Below are 19,528 nucleotides of genomic sequence, written 5' to 3'. Positions count from 1 at the left end.
TCTTTCAGATGCTCAGCCGGAAACGCCAACACCCTGCAGCGCCGCCCGCTGCTCGTCGATGTCGTAAGTCGGCTCCGGGAACTTCGGGTCCAGCTCGGCCAGCGTCTCCACCAGCAGCTCGGCGACGGCCCAGTTCCGGTACCACTTGCGGTCGGCGGGCACGACATACCACGGAGCGTGCTTAGTGGACGTGCGCTTCAACACGTCGGCATACGCCTGCTGGTAGGCAGGCCACTGCCGACGCGCCTCGATGTCCGACGGGTCGAACTTCCACCGCTTCTCCGGCCGGTCCAGCCGCGCGGTGAGGCGACGGAGCTGTTCCTCGGGCGAGATGTGCAGGAACACCTTCACGACAGCGGTGCCGTTGTCGGTCAGTTCCTTCTCGAACGCGTTGATCTGCGTGTAGCGCTGCCGTCGCTCAGCGGCAGGAAGCTGGCCGAGCACGCGCGGCACGAGAACGTCCTCGTAGTGCGAGCGGTCGAACACGCCGAGATGCCCCGGCGACGGGAGCTTCTTGCGGATGCGCCACAGGAAATCGTGCTTGCGCTCGGCGGCCGTGGGCTTCTTGAACCCGGCGTACTGCACGCCCATCGGGTTCACCAGACCGAGCACGTGGCCGACGGTGCCGCCCTTGCCGGAGGTGTCCATCCCCTGCAACACCAGCAGCACACTGCGTTCGCCGCCGCCGATGCCCTCCGCGTACAGCGCTTCCTGCAACCCGGCGAGCTGTTCCCCGGCGGACGCCAGCTTCTTGCCGCCTTTTTCCTTCTTTTCCGGCCCCACGGGCGACGAAGCCGGGTCCGGCAGCTCGTCGCCCGCCCGGAGCGCGTCGCGGACCCGGTTTCCGTTCTGCTGCTTCTTCGCCATCCCGGGACGATAACCGGACCGGCCGCCGATCCCGGGGACTTCCCGGCCGTCCGGCCGGGTGTCATCCGGTCGAGCGAGCCGCGCAGCGATTCGCCGGTCAGACCCCCTGATTGCGCAACGAACGACGGGGGAAAGCAACGTTTCCCGGCTGAACTCCCCGCGAACGGCCTCTAGCCTGAACGCATGACAGCGTCCGTCCAGCCTGCCGGCACCGCGCGTCCCACCTCCTCCGACGGCTTCATCGCGCTCGACGAGCAATGGAGCACGCACAACTACCATCCGCTGCCGGTCGTGATCGCCGAAGCCGAGGGCGCTTCGGTGACCGACGTGGCCGGCAAGTCCTATCTGGACTTCCTGGCCGGCTATTCCGCGCTCAACTTCGGCCACCGCAACCCCGAGCTGATCGCCGCCGCCACCGAGCAGCTGGGCCGCGTCACGCTCACCTCCCGCGCGTTCCACCACGACCAGATGGGCTTGTTCTGCCGCGAACTGGCCGAGCTGACCGGCACCGAAATGGTGCTGCCGATGAACTCCGGGGCCGAGGCAGTGGAGTCCGCGGTGAAGGTCGCGCGCAAGTGGGCGTACCAGGTGAAGGGCGTTCCGGCGGGCACTGCGGAAATCGTGGTCGCACGGTCGAACTTCCACGGCCGTACCACCACCATCGTCTCGTTCTCCGACGACGAAACCGCGCGCGCCGACTACGGCCCCTTCACACCGGGCTTCGTCCAGGTGCCGTACGGCGACGCTGAAGCAGTGAAGGCGGCCATCACGCCGCGTACGGCGGCTGTGCTGATGGAGCCGATTCAGGGCGAGGCGGGCGTTATCGTGCCACCGCCGGGGTTCTTCGCCGAAGTGCGCCGGCTGTGCGACGAGAACGGCGTACTGATGATCGCCGACGAGATCCAGTCCGGTCTCGCGCGTACTGGCACCGTGCTGGCGCTGGAGCACGAAGGCGTCCGCGCCGACCTGTACACGCTCGGAAAGGCTCTCGGCGGCGGCATCGTCCCGGTGTCGGCTGTCGTCGGCAGCCGTGCCGTACTGGGCGTGCTGAAGCCGGGCGAACACGGCTCGACCTTCGGCGGCAACCCGCTGGCGTGCGCGGTCGGCCGTGCCGTGGTGCGGCTGCTGCAGACCGGCGAGTATCAGAAGCGGGCCACCGAACTCGGCGCACACCTGCACGAGCGGCTGGCGAAGCTGGTCGGCAACGGTGTATCGGAAGTGCGCGGACGCGGCCTGTGGGCGGGCGTCGACATCGCGCCGGGCGGTCCGACCGGACGGGCGGCGTCCGAGGCGTTGGCCGGTTTGGGCGTGCTGTGCAAGGAAACGCACGACCGCACACTCCGGGTCGCGCCGCCGCTGGTGATCACCGAAGCCGAACTGGACCGCGGCGTCGACGCGATCGCGCAGGTCGTGCGCGGCTGAGCTACCCGGTGACCGCCGTTTTCCGGGCGGCGGTCACCGGGTGGGCACCACTGCGATCGACGATCCGTCCGGCGAAGCGGTCACCTCGATGCCGCGGCCGTAGTCGTCCTTGACGGACGTGCTCAGGCTCCACGTCCCGTTGTTCTCCCGGAACCCCACCGAAACCTCGTCGCGGGGGAAGCCGGGCATGCGTTCGTTCACCTTCGCGAGGATCGCGGGCAACGCCTTCGGCGACAGCTTCGACAACGCGAACAGCGGCGCGTCCTGCTCCGGCTGGATCGGCGAAGGCCGGTGCTCGACCAGACGCCCGCGGTGCCAGTCGTAGTCGTCCGCGGTGCCCGCAGCGGGGCCGGGCACCTGGAACTCCACGTGATCGGTGCGGATGATCGCCTCGTACACCTCGTGACGACCGCTCGCTTTGGTCAACAGCGCGGCGACTTCCTCGAAACCGCGCTCGGTGAACGCGTCCGCCGTGAGCGCCGGGACGCCTTTCGCGTCCGCCACCAGCTCGCGCTCGCTGTCTTTGGCTGAGTGGACGGTGATCGTGACGCCGACCTTCTCGCGGCGGACGTACACTCGCGCGTCTGCCGGGTCTCCGCCGAAACGCGCGACGAGGCCGGGAATCGCGTCGAAATTGACCTCACTCGCGGCGAATTGCTTGTCCGCCGCGCCGGTGCTGGTTGGATCGCGCTTGACTGTGCCGCCGCGATAGGTGAGGTCCGCTCCAGGCACTTCAGCGCGGATCAGGTCCGATTCCACTGTCAGTTCTTCGAAACGCTCGCTCTCGGCAGCCATTTTCGCCACGCCAGCCCGCAAGGTGTCCGCCGTGAACATGTTCGGCTGCGCGAGCAGCTGGCCGAGCACATCGTCGCGAATCGGCACCAGCAACGCCGCCACGACGACAACCGTGCTCACCACCGTCATGGCCAGCCGCCCGGCGACGCTCCCTTGCCGCGCTTCGGGTTCCGGCGTGCGCTCCTCCCCGATGGACCCGACCTGCCACGGCCGCTCAGTCCACTCCCGCGGCGGATCGGCGTCCACCACGATCACGCCGGGATACCGCGCACTTTGCTTGACCACGACGACCGTGCCCGGCTGGTACGCGGCGGAACGCACCGGATGGATCAGCTCCCGGGCGATCGCCCTGTACGCCTGCCCGTCCGGCGGCGCGACGACCAGCTTCAGCTCGGTGACGTACGCGTCGTTGATCTGCGTCCCGGTCGTCTTGAGATTTTCGATCTTGGCGAGCGCCCGGTCGCCCTGCTCCTTGACGAACTTCGTGCCTTGCGGGGAGGCGGTGCCGTGCAGCGACCGGGCGACGCTGCCGAGGATCAGCACCATGATGGTGAGACTGATGCCGATCGACCCGGCCGCGATGTACCAGCCGTAGCCGAGGACGAAGCCGCCGACGATGCCGGCGATCGCGAGCCCGATCGGCAGGGCGTACACCAGCCGCAGGAACCGGATCAGCCGGATCGCCGGTGAACGGCGCGGTTCTGGTGAATGGGAGTGCCCGCTCAAGCGGAGGTCACCTCAACGCCGCTCAAGCCGGCGTTGTCCTGCTGCAGTCCGTCGCCGCCCGGCACGGTCGGGATGTCGCCGGTGCTGAGACCGGACAGGTAAAGCCCGGCCTCGGCACCGGCTTCCGCAGACTGTCGTTTGCGGCGAGCCGTTTCGATCCGTGTCACCACGACCTCGCGAGCACCGCCGGGCAACTGCACTACCGCCTTGGCACCGACCTGGACGGTGCCGTCAGTGACCGTGCCGGTGACCACGACTCCGCGCGTCGGGATCTGGTAGATCTCGGAGATCCGGAAGCGGAACGGGCCGGACGGGGTTTCGGCCGGACGGCGCGAGAACAGCGACATGGGACAAGCATCGCATCACAGCGGTCAGTCTTCTTGCACCGCCTGTCGTTCGGTCGCGGCGTGGACCGCGGCGGCCAGCCGGTCGTGTTCCGGATAGGACCAGGTCGCGGAGAACTGCCGCCGCGTGTAACCGAAAGCGATGCCGCTGAGCGGGTCCACGAAGGACTCGGAACCAGCAGACCCGTTGTGCCCGAACGCATTCGCGCTCAAGAACGGATAACGCAGCCCCTTCGCCTGAAACCCGAGCGCGTACTGGCCCGCGTCGCCGGTCACCAGATCGCGGCCGGTCGAATGCAGCATGGCGAACTCGCCGAGCGTGCCGGGTTCGAGCAACGGCGGCCGTCCGTCCAGTCCGGACACAGCGGCCGCGTACAGTCCCGCCAGCCCGCGCGCGCTGCCCACCCCACCCGCGGAAACCGGCCCGAGCGCCCGCACCCGCCGCGTGTTGACGAACGCGACCTGGTCAAGCGGCGGCGTCGAGTCGAGCCCGTAGCCGATCCCGCCGAGACTGTGCGGCCCCGGGACATACGCCTGAAACGCCGCGAGTTCCTCCGCACTCGCCTCGCCCGCCAGCACCTCGCGGTAGCGGTGCTCCTCCTTCTCCGGCAGCCCGAGGTACAGATCGAGGCCATACGGCTCGCGGACTCGCGCCTCGAAATGCTCCTGCACCGACTGCCCCGTGACCCGCCGGACCACCTCCGCGACGACCGAGAACCCAGCGAATCCGCTGTACCCGTAGGCAGAACCCGGCCGCCAAAACGGCCGTTGCCCAGCCAACCGCCGGGCGATCACCCGATCGTCCGCGAGTTCTTCCGCGGACAGCCCGCCGTCCACCCCGATCAGGCCGGAGCGATGCGTGAGCACATCGCGCACCGTGATCCCATCCTTGCCCGCCGCACCGAACTCCGGCCAGCAACGCGCGACCGGCACGTCCAGATCCAAAAACCCGTCCTGCACGAGCAGCGCGACCACCAAGGCCGTCGCCCCCTTGGTCGACGAATAGACGCCGGTCAGCGTCTCGCCCGTAACGTCCCCAGCCCAGAGATCAACCACCAGCCGCCCGCGCACGCGGACCGCCAGCTGCACCCCGGCGCTCGCCCCGGCCGCTACCGCGAACTCCTCGCGCACCTCCTCGAAACCGTCAGCGACAGTCCCGTGGATCTCGATGTCCCCCATTGGTTCGTGTCCCTCCGATCGTCAGTGTCGAAGGAAGGACCCGCGAACCGCGACGAATGTGACTAGGCTTCGATCCGTGACCGTCAGGCGGACTCTCGCCCTCTTCGCCGCACTCTGCGCACTCGCCACGCTCGGGTTAGGACTCCTCGTCGCGCCGTACCCACCCGGCACAGTGGACCAGTGGGCCGAGAAGTCCGCCGCGCCCCTAAGCCCAGGACTGCTCAACACCCTTGTGCTGCCCACCGAGCCGTACGTGCTCATCCCCGCCGTGGTGGTCATCGCCGGAATCTGCCTCTACCAACGCTCCCGACGAAACGCACTACTAGCCGTGGCAGGCCCCTTCATCGCCATCGCACTCAACAGCTGGGCCCTGAAGCCTGCCTTCGACCGCTGGAAAGGCGGCACACTCGTCTACCCGAGCGGCCACACCGTCAGCCTGGTAGCCGTCCTCACCGTCGTGGTGCTGCTAGTCCGCTTCAAGGCTGTCGCCGCTGTCGTGGCCGTAGTGCTGGTCGCCTGCGCAGCCGTCGGCATGATCGGCCTCGGCTACCACTACCTCACAGACATCGCCGGCGGCGTCTGCTTCGCCCCCGCCGTGGTCACCGCGCTGCGGGCGGCGCTGTCACCGCGTCGCGCGCCAGAGCCGTCAACCGGCTGATCGCACGCAGGTACTTCTTGCGGTAACCGCCGTTCAGCATCTCCTCGCCGAACAGTTCGGGCAGCGGAACCCCGGACACCACCACTGGGATCGCGCGGTCGTACAGCCGGTCCGCCAGCGCGACCAGCCGAAGCCCGACCATCTGGTCCGGCACCGGCGTCACGTGCTTGAGGTGCACCCGCCGCACCCCGTCGAGCAGCTTCCCGTACCGCGACGGATGCAGCCGCTCGAGATGCTTCATCAACGCCCCGAACTCGTCCACAGTGGACCCTTCGTGCGCGGCAGCGGACGCGTCCAGCTCGTCGTCGCCGACCGGCGGCGGCGCATCAGGCAGCCCGCGGTGCCGGTAGTCCGGCCCGTCGACCCGGACGACGCCGAACCGCCGCGACAACGCCTGGATCTCCCGCAGGAAGTCCTCCGCGGCGAACCGCCCCTCGCCGAGCTTGTCCGGCAACGTGTTGGAGGTCGCCGCGACATAAACGCCCGCGTCGGTGAGTTCCTGCAACAACCGGCTGACCAGCGTGGTGTCGCCGGGATCGTCCAGCTCGAATTCGTCGATCGCGAGCAGTCGGTGCTCCGACAGCCGCGCGACCGCGTTGGCGAACCCCAGCGCGCCGACCAGGTGGGTCAACTCGACGAACGTCCCGTACGCCTTCGGCCCCGGAGTCGCGTGCCAGGTCGAGGCGAGCAGGTGGGTCTTGCCGACGCCGAACCCGCCGTCGAGGTAAAGCCCCATCGGCCCGTCCGGAATCGCCGCACCGCCGCCGAAGAGCGACCGCAGCCGCGACTTCCTGGCCTTCGCCGCCCCGATCCGCGAAGCGAACGCCGAACACGCCTCGACCGCCGCGGCCTGGCTGGGCTCGTCCGGATTGGGCAGGTAAGTGGAGAACCGAGCCTCGCCAAACCGCGGCGGCGGCACGAGGGAGGCGATCAGCTCATCGGCCCCAAGCTCGGGAAACCGGTCGGTCAGCGCAGCTGCGGGCATGGTCGCAGAGCCTATCCGGACGCTCCCGGCGCCCTCGGCTCGCCTCAGCCCGCCGGAGCACCGCAAATCCCCCGGTCGAAGCCCCCTTTCGGCCGACAACAGAGCGGCTGAAGCGGGCCGCGTGTGGTGACTGTCACCGGGCTTCGCCGCTGGTCCGGCGCTGCCGACCCCGACTCGCAGCGCTTCCCCCGGCCAGTCATCGCGCAGCCGGAGCCGCCAAGCACCGCTGACTGCGGCCAGACAGCCTTCACCCCAGAACCGCCGAACACCGGCGACCATCGTGCGCCCCGAAACCACCGGACGCCGCTGAACGCCGCCGGCCATCCCTGGCGTGCCCCGGGAACCGCCGAACACCGCTGCCCCTCGCGCGCCCCTGATCAGCCGACACCGCTAACCGCCGCCAACCATCGCGCGCCCCTCCACGACCCGCCGGACACCGACGCCTGCCGCCAGCCCTCACTCGCCCCGAAACCACTAGTTGCCACCAACCGTCACGCGCTCCGGAACCGCCGAACACCGGTGACCGCCGCCAGCTATCGCCCGCTCCCAGAACAGCTGGGCACCGACGACCACCCCAGACGTCGCGGCCCGGAGCAGCCGGGCGTCGGCGACTGCCGTCGGCCATCACAGCCCCGAACCCGCCGAGCGTCGGCTCAACGCCCGCCGCCACGCTACGCATGGGCGACCGCTCCCGGGCCATGAAGCCGGGCAGGCTCGGCAAACCCTCACGGTTCCCAGCCGCAGCCACCTTTGTGCCGCCGAGGCGATCGGGTGCGCTCGTCTTTCGCCGCGTCGTTCCAGGCGTGAGCCAAGCGAGCCAGGCGCGGGCCGACGGTCGCCGCCGAAGTGCCGATGCCCTCGCCAACCTCGCGCCGTATCACCCATCCGAGGGATGCCGCGTGAGTTTTCGCCCGGTCGGGACATCGTTCTAGCGGGCACGTCTCCGGCGCCGCGAGCCGCTCGCGGCGACACTGGACGCGCCATGTCCGCTACAGGGAGCGAGGAACCATGCCGACCCCGAACCGGCCCGATGTCCCGTCCGCCGTCCCCTCCGCCGCGCTGACGTCGGTCGAGCAGACGGACACCGCCGGGCGCACCACGATCTCGTCGCTGGTCGTGCAGAAGATCGCGGCGCTGTCGGCGCGCGAGGTCGCAGGCGTGCACGCGCTCGGCGGCGGCGTGTCGCGGGCGATCGGGGCCATCCGGGACCGGATCCCGGGCTCGGGCTCGACGTCCACCGCCGGTGTCTCGGTGGAGGTCGGCGAGAAGCAGGCCGCGATCGACCTCGATGTCGTCGTCGAATACGGCGCGCGGATCGCCGAGGTCGCGCGCGACGTCCGGCGCAACGTCATCACCGCGGTCGAGCAGATCACCGCGCTCGAGGTGATCGAGGTCAACATCTCGGTCAACGACATCCACCTGCCCGGCGAGGAGGACGAACCCGAGTCCAGCCGGGTCGAGTGACCGGCGATCGCCGGTCCGCTGCCGCGGGCCCCGGCACCGCGCCGGTTCCGAAGGCCCGAGCGTGGCGACGGCGCCCGGACAGCGACAGCTGACCGGCAGCGAAGCCGGAACGCTCCGGCACTCCGCAAACCGCACCGGGCACCAACCCGCTCGCCACCGCACGTCAGATCAGTCATCACCCCTTACTCGCCGCAGCAAGCAATCCCAGGAGGGCGCACGTTGAACGCTACGCAGACCGGGATCCTCGCCGGGCTGATTCTCGGCCTGGCCGCCACTCAGGGGTTCACCGCTTTCCTGGTGACCTTCGCGGTCGGCCTCATCGGGCTCGTGGTCGGCCGGGTCCTCGACGGCGAACTCGACCTCGGCGACCTGTTCGGGAAGGGCCGGGACAGGTGACCCGGGCGGTCGAGGCAGGGCCGACCCGCAGCGACCTCCCGGAGCCCGCCGAACGCGGTTCGCTGACCATCGCGCACGCGGTCGTGCGCAAGGTCGCGCAGCATGCCGCCGACCAGGTGCCCGGGACGATGTCCACCGAACGCCGCGTCGCGGGCGTCAGCACGGGGACTTCCGGTGCGTCCGCGAAGGTCGGCGGCTCGGACAACGACGTCGAGCTGTCCCTCGATCTGGCGCTGCGCTATCCGGCTCCGGTGCGGGAAGTGACCGGGCAGGTGCGCGCGAAGGTCGTCGAAGAGGTCGAGCGGATCACCTCCTATCAGGTGCGTTCGGTCGCGGTGAAGGTCACCGCGCTGCTGCCGGACGTGCCGCCGAGGGTGCGATGATGCGCGTCCTCGTCCGTCTTCTGTCCACTGTGCTCGGTCTGGCCGTCGCGGTCGGCGGCGCGCTGCTGGCGCTCGAGGTCGGATGGTCTTGGTGGCAGCCCGGCAAGGCGCCGCTGCTGGTGCCGTGGCCCCGGTGGAAGACCGAGATCGCCGAGCTGGACTGGACCAGCACGCCGGTGCGGCTCACCGCCGGAATCGCGGTGCTCGCCGGGCTCGTGCTCCTGGTGCTGGCGCTCGGCGCGGGCGACCGCGCGGTGCGGATGACCGACCCCGCCGACGGCATCACGGTGAGCACGTCGCCGCGGGCGCTCGCGCGGTTGGTCGGGCTGGCGGTGCGCGCAGAGGACAACGTGCGTGGCGCGTCCGTGACGGCCAGCTCCCGCCGGGTGCGCGTGCGCGCGACAAGCCGTCTGGAAAACGAGGAACAGCTGCGGCCGCGGCTGCTGGAGACCGTCGCCGGGGTGCTGGACGATCTCCCGCTGCAGCGCCGCCCGAAGGTGTCGGTCGTCGTCGACTCCCCGAAGGACCGGTGATGAGTGCTTCCGCGGCGCGCCGCGCGCAAGGCCGTTCGCACGGCGCCGAGCGCACGCTGACCTCTCTGGTCGGCGTGCTCGGGGTGCTGGCCGGTGCCGGCGCGCTCGCGGTCGGCATGGGATGGCTCGGGCAGTTCCGCGGGCACCGACCGGTGCTCGACCCGATCGCGGTCGGCTGGCTCCGCGACCATTCGCTGTACGCGCGGATCGGCGCGGTCGTGCTCGGGGTGCTGCTGCTGGTGCTCGGGCTGTGGTGGTTTTTCCGTTCGCTGCGCCCGGAACGCCGTCCGGACCTGAAGCTCGACGACACGATCGGCGCGGAGCTGACCGTCACCTCCGGGGCTTTGGCCGAGGCCGTGCAGACGGACGCGGAAAGCCTCGACGGGGTCACTCGGGCGCGCGTCCGGTCCGTCGGCACTGTGGACGAACCAGCGTTGCGGATCACGCTCTGGCTGGCTGAGGGCACAGACGTCCGGCGAGTGTGGGAAGACCTCGACGCGTACGTGCTGACCCGGGCCAGGGAATCGCTCGGCGTCGCGACGCTGCCGACCGCCGTGCGGCTCGAACTCGACACGGCTGGCCCGGCACGCGTGCGCTGATCCCGCGTTTCGCCCAGAATGCCCGCATGGCCCTCCCTGTGCAGGCACCGATCAAGCCCATGCTGGCGAAGCCGGCGAAAGCCATCCCCGATTCCGGCGGCCTGCTGTTCGAGCCGAAGTGGGACGGGTTCCGCTGCCTGGTTTTCCGCGACGGCGACGAGATCACCCTGCAGTCGCGCGCGGAGAAACCGCTGAACCGGTATTTCCCGGAGGTCCTCGCCGCGCTGCGGGAATCCTTGCCGGAGCGGGTGGTGCTCGACGGCGAGCTGGTGGTGGCCCGCGACGGCAAGCTCGATTTCGACGCGCTGACCGAGCGCATCCACCCGGCCGAGAGCCGCGTCCAGCTGCTCGCCGAACAGTCGCCCGCGCAGTTCGTGGCCTTCGACGTGCTCGCGCTGGGCGACGAGTCGCTTGTGGACGAGCCGACGTCGGCGCGCCGCGAACGGCTCGAGTCCCTGCCGGGCATCGCGCTGACGCCGGCGACGACCGCCCCGGAGACCGCGCGGCACTGGTTCGAGCTGTTCGAGGGGGCCGGGCTGGACGGCGTGATCGGCAAGCCGCTGGACGAGCCGTATTCGCCGGGCAAGCGAGTTTTGTTCAAGTACAAGCATTCCCGCACCGCGGATTGCGTGCTGGCGGGCCTGCGCTGGCACGTGGACGGCGAACCCGGTGAGGCGGTCGGCTCGTTCCTGCTGGGTCTGTACGACGAGAACGGGCTGCTGCACCACGTCGGCGTGGTCGGTTCGTTCCCGGTCGCGCGTCGCCGCGAGCTGGCGCAGGAGCTGGCCCCGCTGATCACTGACGGCGAAGGGCATCCGTGGCTGGGCGACGCGGTCCGCGAAGGACAGCGGGTGCCGGGCGGCATCACGCGCTGGCGTTCGAAAGAACAGCCGTGGGTGCCGCTGCGGCTGGAGCGCGTGGTGGAGGTCTCGTACGAGCACACGGAAGGCGGCTATCCGTCTCGCTTCCGGCACACCGCGCAGTTTGCGCGCTGGCGGCCGGACCGCGAGCCGTCGTCGTGCGGCTACGCACAGCTGGACGAGCCGGCGCGCTACGACCTGGCAGCGGTGTTTCAGGGCGAGGTCGTCCGGACCCGCTGACCCGGCCCTCGCCGCCCGGACCAGCGTGGACCGGACACGCCGCGGGACCCGCTCACTGGCTTCCCACACCAGGCGTGCCAAGCTCGTCCGAGAGTTCCGCCGAGCAGACGTGAGGACCAGCCCGTGCACCGCCGTTCCCCCAGCCGTTTCCGTTCGCGCGCCCGGCTGGTGGCGGCGACGCTGGGAGTGCTCCTGCTCGCCGGGTGCACCAGCGGGCCCTCCGTGCGGCCGGCCGTGATCGACAACGACGGGCGCGCCACCGCCGCACCTCCCCGAGCACCGCCGCGGTGCCGCTGCCGCCGCTGGCCGAGCCCAAGAAATCCGCACTGCGCTGGGCCAACTGCGACGCGGACACCCGGCAGCGGATGTCCGCACCGGCGCTGCCCGACTCGCTGCACGTCAGCTGCGCCCGCATGACCTCCCCGCTCGACGCGCCCGACGATTCGCAGCATCTGCTCGCCCGCATCCTCGTGCTCAAGGCAGGCGACGGCCCGATCCCGCTGGTGGTGGTGAACGACGTCGGCGGCGAGCCGGGCTCGCTGTTCGCCGCGCGGCTGGCGACCCAGCTGCCGCCGGAGTTCCTGAAGAAGTTCTCGCTGATCGGCGTCGACCGGCGCGGCACCGGGCTGTCCGGCGGGGTGCAGTGCGTGCCGCTGGAGGTGCGTTCGGAGCTGCTGGGCGCGGACCCCGCGAACGGCGGCCTCGGCGACGTGCTCGACGCGGCTCGCCGGGCCGGTCAGCAATGCGCGCTCGACCTCGACACCGCGCAGACCGCGCTGGACAGCTGGCGCACCGCCGGCGATCTCGACCAGCTGCGCAAACAGCTGGGCCTTGACCGCCTGAACGCGCTGGGCCGCGGCGACGGCTCGAAGGTGCTTTCCGAGTACGCGGTGCGTTATCCGGCGCAGGTGGGCCGCATGGTGCTGGACGGCATCCCGGACCCGGGCGCCGACCGAGCGGCCGTGCTCGACGCGGTGGCCGCCGGCGCGCAGGCGACGTTCGACGCCTTCGCCGCGGACTGCGCCGCCCGCAACTGCCCGCTGGGCGACGCGAAAGCCGCGCTGAAGACGGTGACCGATCGACTTCGCACGTCCCCTGTGGACACTGACGACGGCGTGACGATGAGCCCGGGCGTGGCGACCTACGCGGTGTACCAAGGACTCGCCGACCGTTCCGCCTGGCCCGCCCTCGCCGACGCGCTGAACGCCGCCAAGAACGGCAACGTCACCGCGCTGGCCGGCTTCGCGAATCCGATCGTGGCCGACGTGCGCGGCCGCACGTCGCGCATCGGCGGCACCATGGCGACCCGGTGCAACGACTCGGCCACCCGGCTGCCCGCCGATCAGCTGGACCGCGCCGGAACGGGAATGCGCGCCAAGTACCCGCAGTTCGGCGCCGCGATCGCGCAGGAACTGGCCTGGTGCGGTGCTTGGCCGGTCCGCCGCGAGGCGCTGCCCCCGGCCGGTGCGCCGGGAGCCCCGCCCATCCTGGTCGCCGCGACCGCCACCGACCCGGTGACGCCGCAGATCGGCACCACCCGGGCCGCGGACCAGATGCCCAGCGCCGTGACCGTCACCTGGCAGGGCGTCGCGCACGGCGCGGTGGGCCAGTCCCCCTGCGTCACCTCCGCCGCGCAGTCCTTCCTGATCGACGGCAAGGTCCCGGACAACGGCACGCTCTGCCCGGCCTGACGACCGGCCAGCCTGGCAGGCAGCGTCGTTCTCGGGCTTCGTGGTGTCGGCGACCTGGCAAGCAGTCTCGTCCTCGGTCCTCTCGGTTTCGGCAGCCTGGCAAGCAGTCTCGTTCTCGGTCCTCGCGGTTTCGGCAGCCTGGCAAGCAGTCTCGTCCTCGGCATTCGTGGTTTCGGCGACCTGGCAGGCAGTCTCGCTCTCAGCCTTCGTGGTTTCGCCAGCCTGACAGGTAGTGCCCCTCTCGGCCTTCGTAGTGTCGGCGGCCTGATAAGCGCTGTCTTTCTCGGGATCGGAGCACGCGGTTTCCATGGCAGCGGCAGCGCACCGGTCAGGCGGTTCCGCCCGGCCGAAACATCGCAGCCATCCGGCGCGCAGCAGCCGCCTGATCCGGCTGAGCAGTCGTTCGCCCCGCTGTGGTCTGGGATGGCGGGACCGGGGCTGCCCCGCCGAAGTCGTTTCGAACACCCCACCAGTATCTCGAACACCTGTTCGATGCCGCATCGCTCGAACCAGTGGGATCGGCTCACCCGTGCGATACCGAAGATCTCACTGCGAGTGCCCAAAACCGCGATAACGCACCGGATTCCGCCGCTCGCGAGCCGGAGTGCGGAGAACTCGCGGCCGTCCGGCGCCGGAAAACCGGCCGCCCTAACGAGACGCGACCGGACTGGTCGCCGCCCAGGCCGCCTCGATCATCCGGAAGACCTCGTCCACGGCGGCCTCCGGATCGGCCGCCTCGCGTGCCACCGAATAGGCGTCGACCACGAACCGGGCGATCGCCCGGCACGCCGTCGGGGTGCGCTCCAGCCCGGGATCGGCCGCCATCGCGGCCGCCAGCGACTCCGCGTGCCGCAGCCGCATCGATTCCTCGTACTCCCGCAGCGCGGGCGATCCGTCGATCATCCGCCAGACCGGCGCGACGCTGTCCGCCGTGCAGTGCCGCACGAGGGCTTGGATCTCGTCCCGCAAGGCCGGGATCAACGGCTCCTCCGGGGCCCGCCCGGAGACCGCCCCGCGAAGACTGTCCTCGAAGTTCGAGTCCTGCTCGAACACCAGCGCCTCCTTGGAGGCGAAGTGCGAAAAGACGGTGGTCACCGCGACGTCGGCCTCGGCCGCGATGTCCCGGATGCCCACCTCGTCGTACCCGCGCTCGAGGAACAGCCGGAGCGCGGTGTCGGCGATCTTCCGGCGGGTCGCGGCCTTCTTGCGCTCGCGCCGCCCGGACGGCTCAGTCATCCGCGAATGCTATCAGCCACAAAGTCTGTCCAGTTGCCTAAAGCTAACGGTTAGCCTTTGCCTACTGCCGGTACCCCTCGACCTCGCCGACGGACCGGACCGAGGCCTCGTCCGGGTCGTCGTCGAACTCGACCCTGGCCCGCCGCTGCCGGAGCAGATCCCAGCACTGGTCCAGCTCCTCCTCGGCCCGCCGCAGCCGCTCCCGGTCGTCCGAGGACAGCCCGACCCCGATGGCCCGGTCCCGCAGCTCCTTCTCCTCGGCGATCAGCTCGTCGATGCGTCCCAAGATCCCGTCAGCCACGCCAACCTCCCAAGACAGTGCGAACACTCACCCAGGACGCTACCCCGCCCCCGGGAATTCCCCACCCGGTTCGTTCGTTGGACCACCCATGAGCACAGTGGAACTGACCGCGGAGAACTTCGACCAGACCGTGACCGACAACGAGTTCGTGCTGATCGACTTCTGGGCGAGCTGGTGCGGTCCGTGCCGCCAGTTCGCGCCGGTGTTCGAGAAGGCGTCGGAAAAGCACGGCGACATCGCCTTCACCAAGGTCGACACCGAGGCCGAGCAGCAGCTCGCCGCCGCGTTCAACATCCGCTCGATCCCGACGCTCGCGGTGATCCGCGACAAGACCCTCATCTACGCCCAGCCCGGCGCGCTTCCGGAAGCCGCGCTGGAAGACCTCATCCGCCAGGCCCGCGAGGTCGACATGGACGAGGTGCGCAAGGCCGCCGCCGCGCAAGAAGCCGAGCAGGCCTGAAGCCAGCCACCGCAGGCGCACAACCCGGGGAACACGAAGGCCCGGCACCCACCAGGGTGCCGGGCCTTCGCGCTGGTTCAGGACCGGGTGACGAGCCCGCGCAGGAAGAACGCGAGGTTCGCCGGCCGCTCGGCCAGCCGTCGCATGAAGTAGCCGTACCACTCGTCGCCGCACGGCACGTACACGCGCACGGTCTCGCCTTCGGCGGCGAGCCGCTTCTGCTCCTCGGGCCGGATGCCGTACAGCATCTGGTACTCGTGGTCGCCGGTCGTGCGCCCGGCGTCGGCGGCGAGCTTGCCCGCGATCGCGATCATCCGCGGGTCGTGCGAGGCCACCATCGGGTAGCCCTTGCCCGCCATCAGCACGCGCAGGCAGCGCACGTAGGACTTGTCCACCTCGGCCTTGTCCTGGAACGCCACCGATTCCGGCTCGGCGTAGGCGCCCTTGCACAACCGCACGCGCGACCCGGGGCCGGACAGCTCGCGGCAGTCCTGTTCGGTGCGGTGTAGGTAAGCCTGAAGCACCGCGCCGACCCACGGGTACTCGGCGCGCAGCTCGCGGAGGATGCCGAGCGTCGAGTCCGTGGTGGTGTGGTCCTCCATGTCTAGCGTCACCGTCGCGCCGACCGCGTCGGCCGCCGCGCAGATCTTCCGCGCGTTCTCGAGCGCGACGCCTTCGCCGTCGCCAGGCAGGAACTGCCCGACGGCGGACAGCTTCACCGAAACGTCCGCGCCTTTGGCGAGGCCCTGTTCGGACAGCGCCGTCAGCAATTCCTCGTACGCCTGCACGGTGGCCGTGGCCTGCGAGGCGTCGGTGGTGTCTTCGCCGAGGTGGTCGATGGTGATCTTCCGGCCGTCGGCGGCGAGTTCCCGCGCGGCGCGCACGGCGTCGGCGGTAGCCGAGCCGGACACGAACCGGCGCACCACGGAACGGGTGACCGGAACCGCTTCGATCAGCGCACGCATCCGCTGCGAACGAGCGGCGGCGAGCAACGGGGCACGCAGCATGGTGGCGTCTCCTTCTCAGCCCTGGTGCGGGTAGCGCACGGAGGTCGGCGGCACGAACGTCTCCTTGATCGAGCGCGGGCTCGTCCAGCGGAGCAGGTTGAAGACCGAGCCGGCCTTGTCGTTCGTGCCGGACGCGCGCGCCCCGCCGAACGGCTGCTGGCCGACGACGGCGCCGGTCGGCTTGTCGTTGACGTAGAAGTTGCCCGCAGCGAACCGCAGCGCCTGCGACGCCTTCGCGACAGCCGCGCGGTCGTTCGCGATGATGGCACCGGTCAGGGCGTACGAAGCGGTCTCGTCGACCAGCTGCAGCACGGAGTCGAAGTCAGCGTCTTCGTACACGTACACCGACAGGATCGGGCCGAAGTACTCGGTGCTGAAGATCTCGTGCTTCGGGTTCGTGGAGACGAGAACGGTCGGCTGCACGAAGTAACCGACGCTGTCGTCCGCAGTGCCACCGACGAGGATCTCGACCTCGCTGTCGTTCTTAACGCGCTCGAAGAGCGCGGCGTGCTTGTCGAAGGCACGACGGTCGATCACCGCGCCGCCGAAGTGCGACAGGTCGGTGACGTCGCCGTAGCTGATCGCGGCGGTCTCGGATGCAAGGCCGTCCTTCAGCTGCTCCCAGATGCTGCGCGGCACGTACGCACGCGAAGCAGCGGAGCACTTCTGGCCCTGGTACTCGAAGGCACCTCGAACGAGCGCCGTGCGAAGCACGTCGATGTCGGCGGACGGGTGCGCGAGCACGAAGTCCTTGCCGCCGGTCTCGCCGACGAGACGCGGGTAGCTGCGGTAGCCGGCGATGTTCGCGCCGACAGTGCCCCACAGGTGCTGGAAGGTGGCGGTGGAGCCGGTGAAGTGGATGCCCGCCAGGTCGCGGTGCGTCAGCGCGACCTCGGAGACGGCCTTGCCGTCGCCCGGCAGCAGGTTGATCACGCCCGGCGGCATGCCCGCCTCTTCGAGCAGCCGCATGGTCAGGTGCGCGGCGAAGCTCTGCGTCGGCGACGGCTTCCACAGCACGGTGTTACCCATCAGCGCGGGCGCGGTGGGCAGGTTGCCGGCGATGGCGGTGAAGTTGAAGGGCGTGATCGCGTACACGAAGCCCTCGAGCGAACGGTGCTCCATCCGGTTCCACACGCCCGGCGAGCTGACCGGCTGCTGGTCGAGGATGCTGCGGCCGAACGCGACGTTGAAGCGCCAGAAGTCGGCGAGTTCGCACGCGGAGTCGATCTCGGCCTGCGTCGCCGTCTTCGACTGGCCCAGCATGGTGGCCGCGTTCAGCTTCGCGCGCCACGGGCCGGTCAGCAGGTCAGCCGCGCGCAGCAGGATGGCCGCGCGGTCGTCGTAGGACAGCGCGCGCCACTCCGGAGCGGCCTTCGCGGCAGCAGCGATCGCGTCGGTCGCGTCCTGCTTCGTGGCGCTCTGGATGGTGCCGAGGACATGGCTGTGGTTGTGCGGCTGGACAACGTCGATCTTCTCGCCGCCGCCCGCGCGCTGCTCGCCGCCGACGGTGACCGTCAGGTCGACGGGACCGGCCTGACCCAGTTTCTTCAGCGCACCCTCCAGCTCGGCGCGCTCGGCGCTGCCCGGCGCGTACGTCAGCACCGGCTCGTTCTTCGGGGTGGGGGTCTGGGTCACGGCGTCCACGGCGGCTCCCTCGTTGGCTTACCTGTCGGTTGCCCGAAAGATAACGCTGCGCGGCGTCCAGGGGTTTGTTCAAGCGGCTAGAATCGCCCATATGGTTTTGTCCGATCGGCCTACGCAGTGACGGCCGCTGAACCGTTCGCCGGAGCCTCGCTGCGGCACGTGCTCGCGACGCTCGGCGAGCCTCTCGTGCGAGTGCTCGTCGCCCCGCGCGGACTGGGCGTTCCGGTGCAGGACGTGGTGATCCTCGATCCCGAGGACCCGCCCGAAACGCACCCCGGCGACCTCGTTCTGGTGATCGGCGCGCGGGGCCGGTCGGCGGCCGCAGCGATCCGGGCGGCGGGACGCGGCGGGGCGGCCGCAGTGGCGGTGAAGGGCGACGGCGGCACAGACGTCGCGGCGGACGCTGGCGTCGCCCTGCTCACCGTCGGCGCGGAGGCGCGGTGGGAGCAGGTCGAAGCGCTGGCTCGCGGCGTGGTCGACGCGGCCCGAGCGGGCGGCGAAGCGGAGAACGGCGAGGTGCTCGGCGACCTGTTCGCGCTGGCCCAGACGGTCGCGACGCTCACCGGCGGCCTCGTCAGCATCGAGGACACGGCGAGCCGCGTACTCGCGTACTCCCGGGCCGGCGACGAGGTCGACGAACTGCGGCGGCTGTCGATCTTGGGCCGCGAAGGACCGGAACGGTACCTCGCGATCCTCCGCGAATGGGGCGTCTACCAGCGCCTCCGGGCCGGCGAAGGAATCGTGCGCGTCGACGAACGGCCAGAACTGGGGATCCGCCGCCGGATCGCCGCCGGAATTCACGCGGGATCGCAGCCGCTCGGCACGATCTGGGTGCAGGAAGGCGCGCAACCGCTGACCGAACAAGCCGAGGTTGCGCTGCTCGGCGCGAGCCGAACCCTTGCGCCGCAACTGATCCGCGCGCGAACCCTGCCCGACCCGCAACTGCGGCTGCGCGAGGATCTGCTCGCCGGGTTGCTGGAAGGACGCGTCGACGCCGAGTCCGTCGCGGACGACATCGGGGCGGATCCGGCGCGTCCTGCACAGGTATTGGCGTTCACGCTTGCTCGACAGCAGGCCACCGCCGCGTCGGACCGGTTGCTGCGCCGGGCAGAACTGGTGCACCTGATCGCCGTCCACACCGCCGCGTACCGGCGAACCGCGCTCGTGAGCGTGCTCGGCGGCCGGGTGTACGCGCTGCTGCCGGATCTGCCGGAGCATTCGGACGCCCCGGTGCTGGCTTTGGCGAAGGAAATCGTTGGTGCGGCACGGAAACACCTCGACACACCGGTCCGTGCCGCCCTCGGCGGGGTGGTGCCGAAGCTTTCGGACGCAGCGTCGTCAAGGGGCGACGCCGACCGCGTCCTGATGGCCATGACGCGCGGGCATTGGCCGTCCGACGTCGCGTCGCTGGCCGACGTCCGGGCGGACGTGTTGCTGTCGGAAGTGTTGGCCTACTTGGGAGATCAGCCTCGGCTGCGCGACCCCCGGCTGGCTGAACTCCGCGCCCACGACGCCGACCACGGCGACATCCTGATCCCCGCGGTGCTGGCGTATTTGAACGCTTTCGGCGACGTCCGCACGGCCGCCCGGTCGCTGAACATCCACCCGAACACCGTGCGATACCGGGTGCGGCGGGCGTCCGAGGTGTCCGGCATCGACCTGACCGATCCGGCGCAGCGACTGCTCACCGAGCTTTTGCTGCGGCTGTAAAACCGGATGCCGCGGGGGTTCGTGATCG

Annotated in this window: 19 protein-coding genes and 1 pseudogene; 11 read left to right on the top strand and 9 right to left on the bottom strand. The window is 70.3% G+C overall.

Annotation, left to right across the window (positions count from 1 at the left end; genetic code table 11):
* Positions 1 to 12: 12 nt before the first annotated feature.
* Positions 13 to 867, bottom strand: coding sequence for a PPK2 family polyphosphate kinase (locus RPX00_RS26970; RefSeq protein WP_406629490.1), 855 nt, complete (start codon positions 865 to 867; stop codon positions 13 to 15).
* Between the two features lie 183 nt (positions 868 to 1,050).
* On the opposite strand from RPX00_RS26970, the gene rocD reads away from it, so the two are divergent.
* Entirely contained in the window at positions 1,051 to 2,289 is a 1,239-nt protein-coding gene (gene rocD, locus RPX00_RS26965) for an ornithine--oxo-acid transaminase (protein ID WP_406629488.1), read from the top strand.
* Between the two features lie 33 nt (positions 2,290 to 2,322).
* Here rocD and RPX00_RS26960 read toward each other — a convergent pair whose 3' ends face one another.
* Genes RPX00_RS26960 through RPX00_RS26950 form a run of 3 tightly spaced genes read right to left on the bottom strand, consistent with a single transcriptional unit; the run spans position 2,323 to position 5,333 of the window.
* A complete protein-coding gene (locus tag RPX00_RS26960; RefSeq protein ID WP_406629486.1) occupies positions 2,323 to 3,810 on the bottom strand; it encodes a hypothetical protein in 1,488 nt (495 codons plus the stop codon).
* Positions 3,807 to 4,157 (bottom strand): EF-Tu/IF-2/RF-3 family GTPase, encoded by a 351-nt coding sequence (locus tag RPX00_RS26955; RefSeq protein ID WP_406629485.1) that lies wholly within the window; start codon positions 4,155 to 4,157, stop codon positions 3,807 to 3,809. Before RPX00_RS26955 ends, RPX00_RS26960 begins: the two co-directional genes overlap by 4 nt.
* Positions 4,158 to 4,181: 24 nt before the next feature.
* A complete protein-coding gene (locus RPX00_RS26950) occupies positions 4,182 to 5,333 on the bottom strand; it encodes a serine hydrolase domain-containing protein (protein ID WP_406629483.1) in 1,152 nt (383 codons plus the stop codon).
* Between the two features lie 76 nt (positions 5,334 to 5,409).
* On the opposite strand from RPX00_RS26950, the gene RPX00_RS26945 reads away from it, so the two are divergent.
* Positions 5,410 to 5,991 carry a phosphatase PAP2 family protein gene (locus RPX00_RS26945; RefSeq protein WP_406629482.1) on the top strand — a complete coding sequence of 194 codons (582 nt, stop codon included), beginning with the start codon at positions 5,410 to 5,412 and terminating at the stop codon, positions 5,989 to 5,991.
* On the opposite strand, the gene zapE is transcribed toward RPX00_RS26945, so the two are convergent.
* Complete coding sequence (gene zapE, locus RPX00_RS26940; protein WP_406629480.1) at positions 5,933 to 6,976, bottom strand: cell division protein ZapE; 1,044 nt, start codon at positions 6,974 to 6,976, stop codon at positions 5,933 to 5,935. The genes RPX00_RS26945 and zapE overlap by 59 nt on opposite strands.
* A 1,008-nt stretch (positions 6,977 to 7,984) precedes the next feature.
* On the opposite strand from zapE, the gene RPX00_RS26935 reads away from it, so the two are divergent.
* The 7 genes and pseudogenes from RPX00_RS26935 (at position 7,985) to RPX00_RS26905 (ending at position 13,142) form a co-directional block, all read left to right on the top strand.
* Positions 7,985 to 8,440 carry an Asp23/Gls24 family envelope stress response protein gene (locus RPX00_RS26935; protein ID WP_406629478.1) on the top strand — a complete coding sequence of 152 codons (456 nt, stop codon included), beginning with the start codon at positions 7,985 to 7,987 and terminating at the stop codon, positions 8,438 to 8,440.
* Between the two features lie 219 nt (positions 8,441 to 8,659).
* Complete coding sequence (locus RPX00_RS26930) at positions 8,660 to 8,836, top strand: hypothetical protein (protein ID WP_378309199.1); 177 nt, start codon at positions 8,660 to 8,662, stop codon at positions 8,834 to 8,836.
* The gene (locus RPX00_RS26925) at positions 8,833 to 9,219 is read left to right on the top strand and encodes an Asp23/Gls24 family envelope stress response protein (RefSeq protein WP_406629477.1); all 387 of its coding nucleotides are present in this window, start codon (positions 8,833 to 8,835) and stop codon (positions 9,217 to 9,219) included. The genes RPX00_RS26930 and RPX00_RS26925 overlap by 4 nt, the downstream gene beginning before the upstream one ends.
* Complete coding sequence (locus tag RPX00_RS26920) at positions 9,219 to 9,752, top strand: DUF6286 domain-containing protein (protein WP_406629475.1); 534 nt, start codon at positions 9,219 to 9,221, stop codon at positions 9,750 to 9,752. Before RPX00_RS26925 ends, RPX00_RS26920 begins: the two co-directional genes overlap by 1 nt.
* Entirely contained in the window at positions 9,752 to 10,351 is a 600-nt protein-coding gene (locus tag RPX00_RS26915; protein WP_406629474.1) for an alkaline shock response membrane anchor protein AmaP, read from the top strand. Before RPX00_RS26920 ends, RPX00_RS26915 begins: the two co-directional genes overlap by 1 nt.
* 26 nt (positions 10,352 to 10,377) lie before the next feature.
* Positions 10,378 to 11,451, top strand: a complete 1,074-nt coding sequence (locus RPX00_RS26910) for an ATP-dependent DNA ligase (protein WP_406629472.1) — start codon at positions 10,378 to 10,380, stop codon at positions 11,449 to 11,451.
* A 123-nt stretch (positions 11,452 to 11,574) separates the two neighbouring features.
* Positions 11,575 to 13,142: pseudogene (locus RPX00_RS26905) on the top strand (alpha/beta hydrolase).
* 648 nt (positions 13,143 to 13,790) lie between these two features.
* Here RPX00_RS26905 and RPX00_RS26900 read toward each other — a convergent pair.
* Together RPX00_RS26900 and RPX00_RS26895 are read right to left on the bottom strand one after the other, a co-directional pair.
* Positions 13,791 to 14,378 (bottom strand): TetR/AcrR family transcriptional regulator, encoded by a 588-nt coding sequence (locus RPX00_RS26900; protein WP_406629471.1) that lies wholly within the window; start codon positions 14,376 to 14,378, stop codon positions 13,791 to 13,793.
* Positions 14,379 to 14,439: 61 nt separating this feature from the next.
* On the bottom strand, positions 14,440 to 14,679 hold the full coding sequence (locus RPX00_RS26895; protein ID WP_182890496.1) for a DUF2630 family protein: 240 nt from the start codon (positions 14,677 to 14,679) through the stop codon (positions 14,440 to 14,442).
* Between the two features lie 88 nt (positions 14,680 to 14,767).
* Between RPX00_RS26895 and trxA the strand changes: the two genes are divergently transcribed.
* Positions 14,768 to 15,139 (top strand): thioredoxin, encoded by a 372-nt coding sequence (gene trxA, locus RPX00_RS26890; RefSeq protein ID WP_378309216.1) that lies wholly within the window; start codon positions 14,768 to 14,770, stop codon positions 15,137 to 15,139.
* Between the two features lie 77 nt (positions 15,140 to 15,216).
* Here trxA and RPX00_RS26885 read toward each other — a convergent pair whose 3' ends face one another.
* Both RPX00_RS26885 and pruA read right to left on the bottom strand, forming a co-directional pair.
* Positions 15,217 to 16,146, bottom strand: a complete 930-nt coding sequence (locus tag RPX00_RS26885) for a proline dehydrogenase family protein (RefSeq protein ID WP_406629470.1) — start codon at positions 16,144 to 16,146, stop codon at positions 15,217 to 15,219.
* A 15-nt stretch (positions 16,147 to 16,161) separates the two neighbouring features.
* Positions 16,162 to 17,790 (bottom strand): L-glutamate gamma-semialdehyde dehydrogenase, encoded by a 1,629-nt coding sequence (gene pruA, locus RPX00_RS26880; protein ID WP_406629468.1) that lies wholly within the window; start codon positions 17,788 to 17,790, stop codon positions 16,162 to 16,164.
* 117 nt (positions 17,791 to 17,907) lie between these two features.
* Here pruA and RPX00_RS26875 point away from each other — a divergent pair, with 117 nt between their 5' ends.
* Positions 17,908 to 19,500, top strand: a complete 1,593-nt coding sequence (locus RPX00_RS26875) for a PucR family transcriptional regulator (protein WP_406629466.1) — start codon at positions 17,908 to 17,910, stop codon at positions 19,498 to 19,500.
* The last annotated feature ends 28 nt before the right edge of the window (positions 19,501 to 19,528 follow it).

The organism is Amycolatopsis sp. WGS_07, from assembly GCF_045278895.1.
In the GTDB taxonomy this organism is placed as follows: Bacteria; Actinomycetota; Actinomycetes; order Mycobacteriales; family Pseudonocardiaceae; genus Amycolatopsis.
The sequence above is the reverse complement of the archived record's forward strand: the minus strand, read 5'-3'. Positions and strand labels throughout refer to the sequence as shown.

Coding starts and splice junctions, on each gene's coding strand:
- RPX00_RS26920 (WP_406629475.1), top strand. CDS start 9,219: ATGCGCGTCCTCGTCCGTCTTCTGTCCACTGTGCTCGGTCTGGCCGTC.
- RPX00_RS26885 (WP_406629470.1), bottom strand. CDS start 16,146: ATGCTGCGTGCCCCGTTGCTCGCCGCCGCTCGTTCGCAGCGGATGCGT.
- RPX00_RS26970 (WP_406629490.1), bottom strand. CDS start 867: ATGGCGAAGAAGCAGCAGAACGGAAACCGGGTCCGCGACGCGCTCCGG.
- zapE (WP_406629480.1), bottom strand. CDS start 6,976: ATGCCCGCAGCTGCGCTGACCGACCGGTTTCCCGAGCTTGGGGCCGAT.
- RPX00_RS26910 (WP_406629472.1), top strand. CDS start 10,378: ATGGCCCTCCCTGTGCAGGCACCGATCAAGCCCATGCTGGCGAAGCCG.
- RPX00_RS26950 (WP_406629483.1), bottom strand. CDS start 5,333: ATGGGGGACATCGAGATCCACGGGACTGTCGCTGACGGTTTCGAGGAG.
- RPX00_RS26935 (WP_406629478.1), top strand. CDS start 7,985: ATGCCGACCCCGAACCGGCCCGATGTCCCGTCCGCCGTCCCCTCCGCC.
- rocD (WP_406629488.1), top strand. CDS start 1,051: ATGACAGCGTCCGTCCAGCCTGCCGGCACCGCGCGTCCCACCTCCTCC.
- RPX00_RS26915 (WP_406629474.1), top strand. CDS start 9,752: ATGAGTGCTTCCGCGGCGCGCCGCGCGCAAGGCCGTTCGCACGGCGCC.
- RPX00_RS26900 (WP_406629471.1), bottom strand. CDS start 14,378: ATGACTGAGCCGTCCGGGCGGCGCGAGCGCAAGAAGGCCGCGACCCGC.
- RPX00_RS26955 (WP_406629485.1), bottom strand. CDS start 4,157: ATGTCGCTGTTCTCGCGCCGTCCGGCCGAAACCCCGTCCGGCCCGTTC.
- trxA (WP_378309216.1), top strand. CDS start 14,768: ATGAGCACAGTGGAACTGACCGCGGAGAACTTCGACCAGACCGTGACC.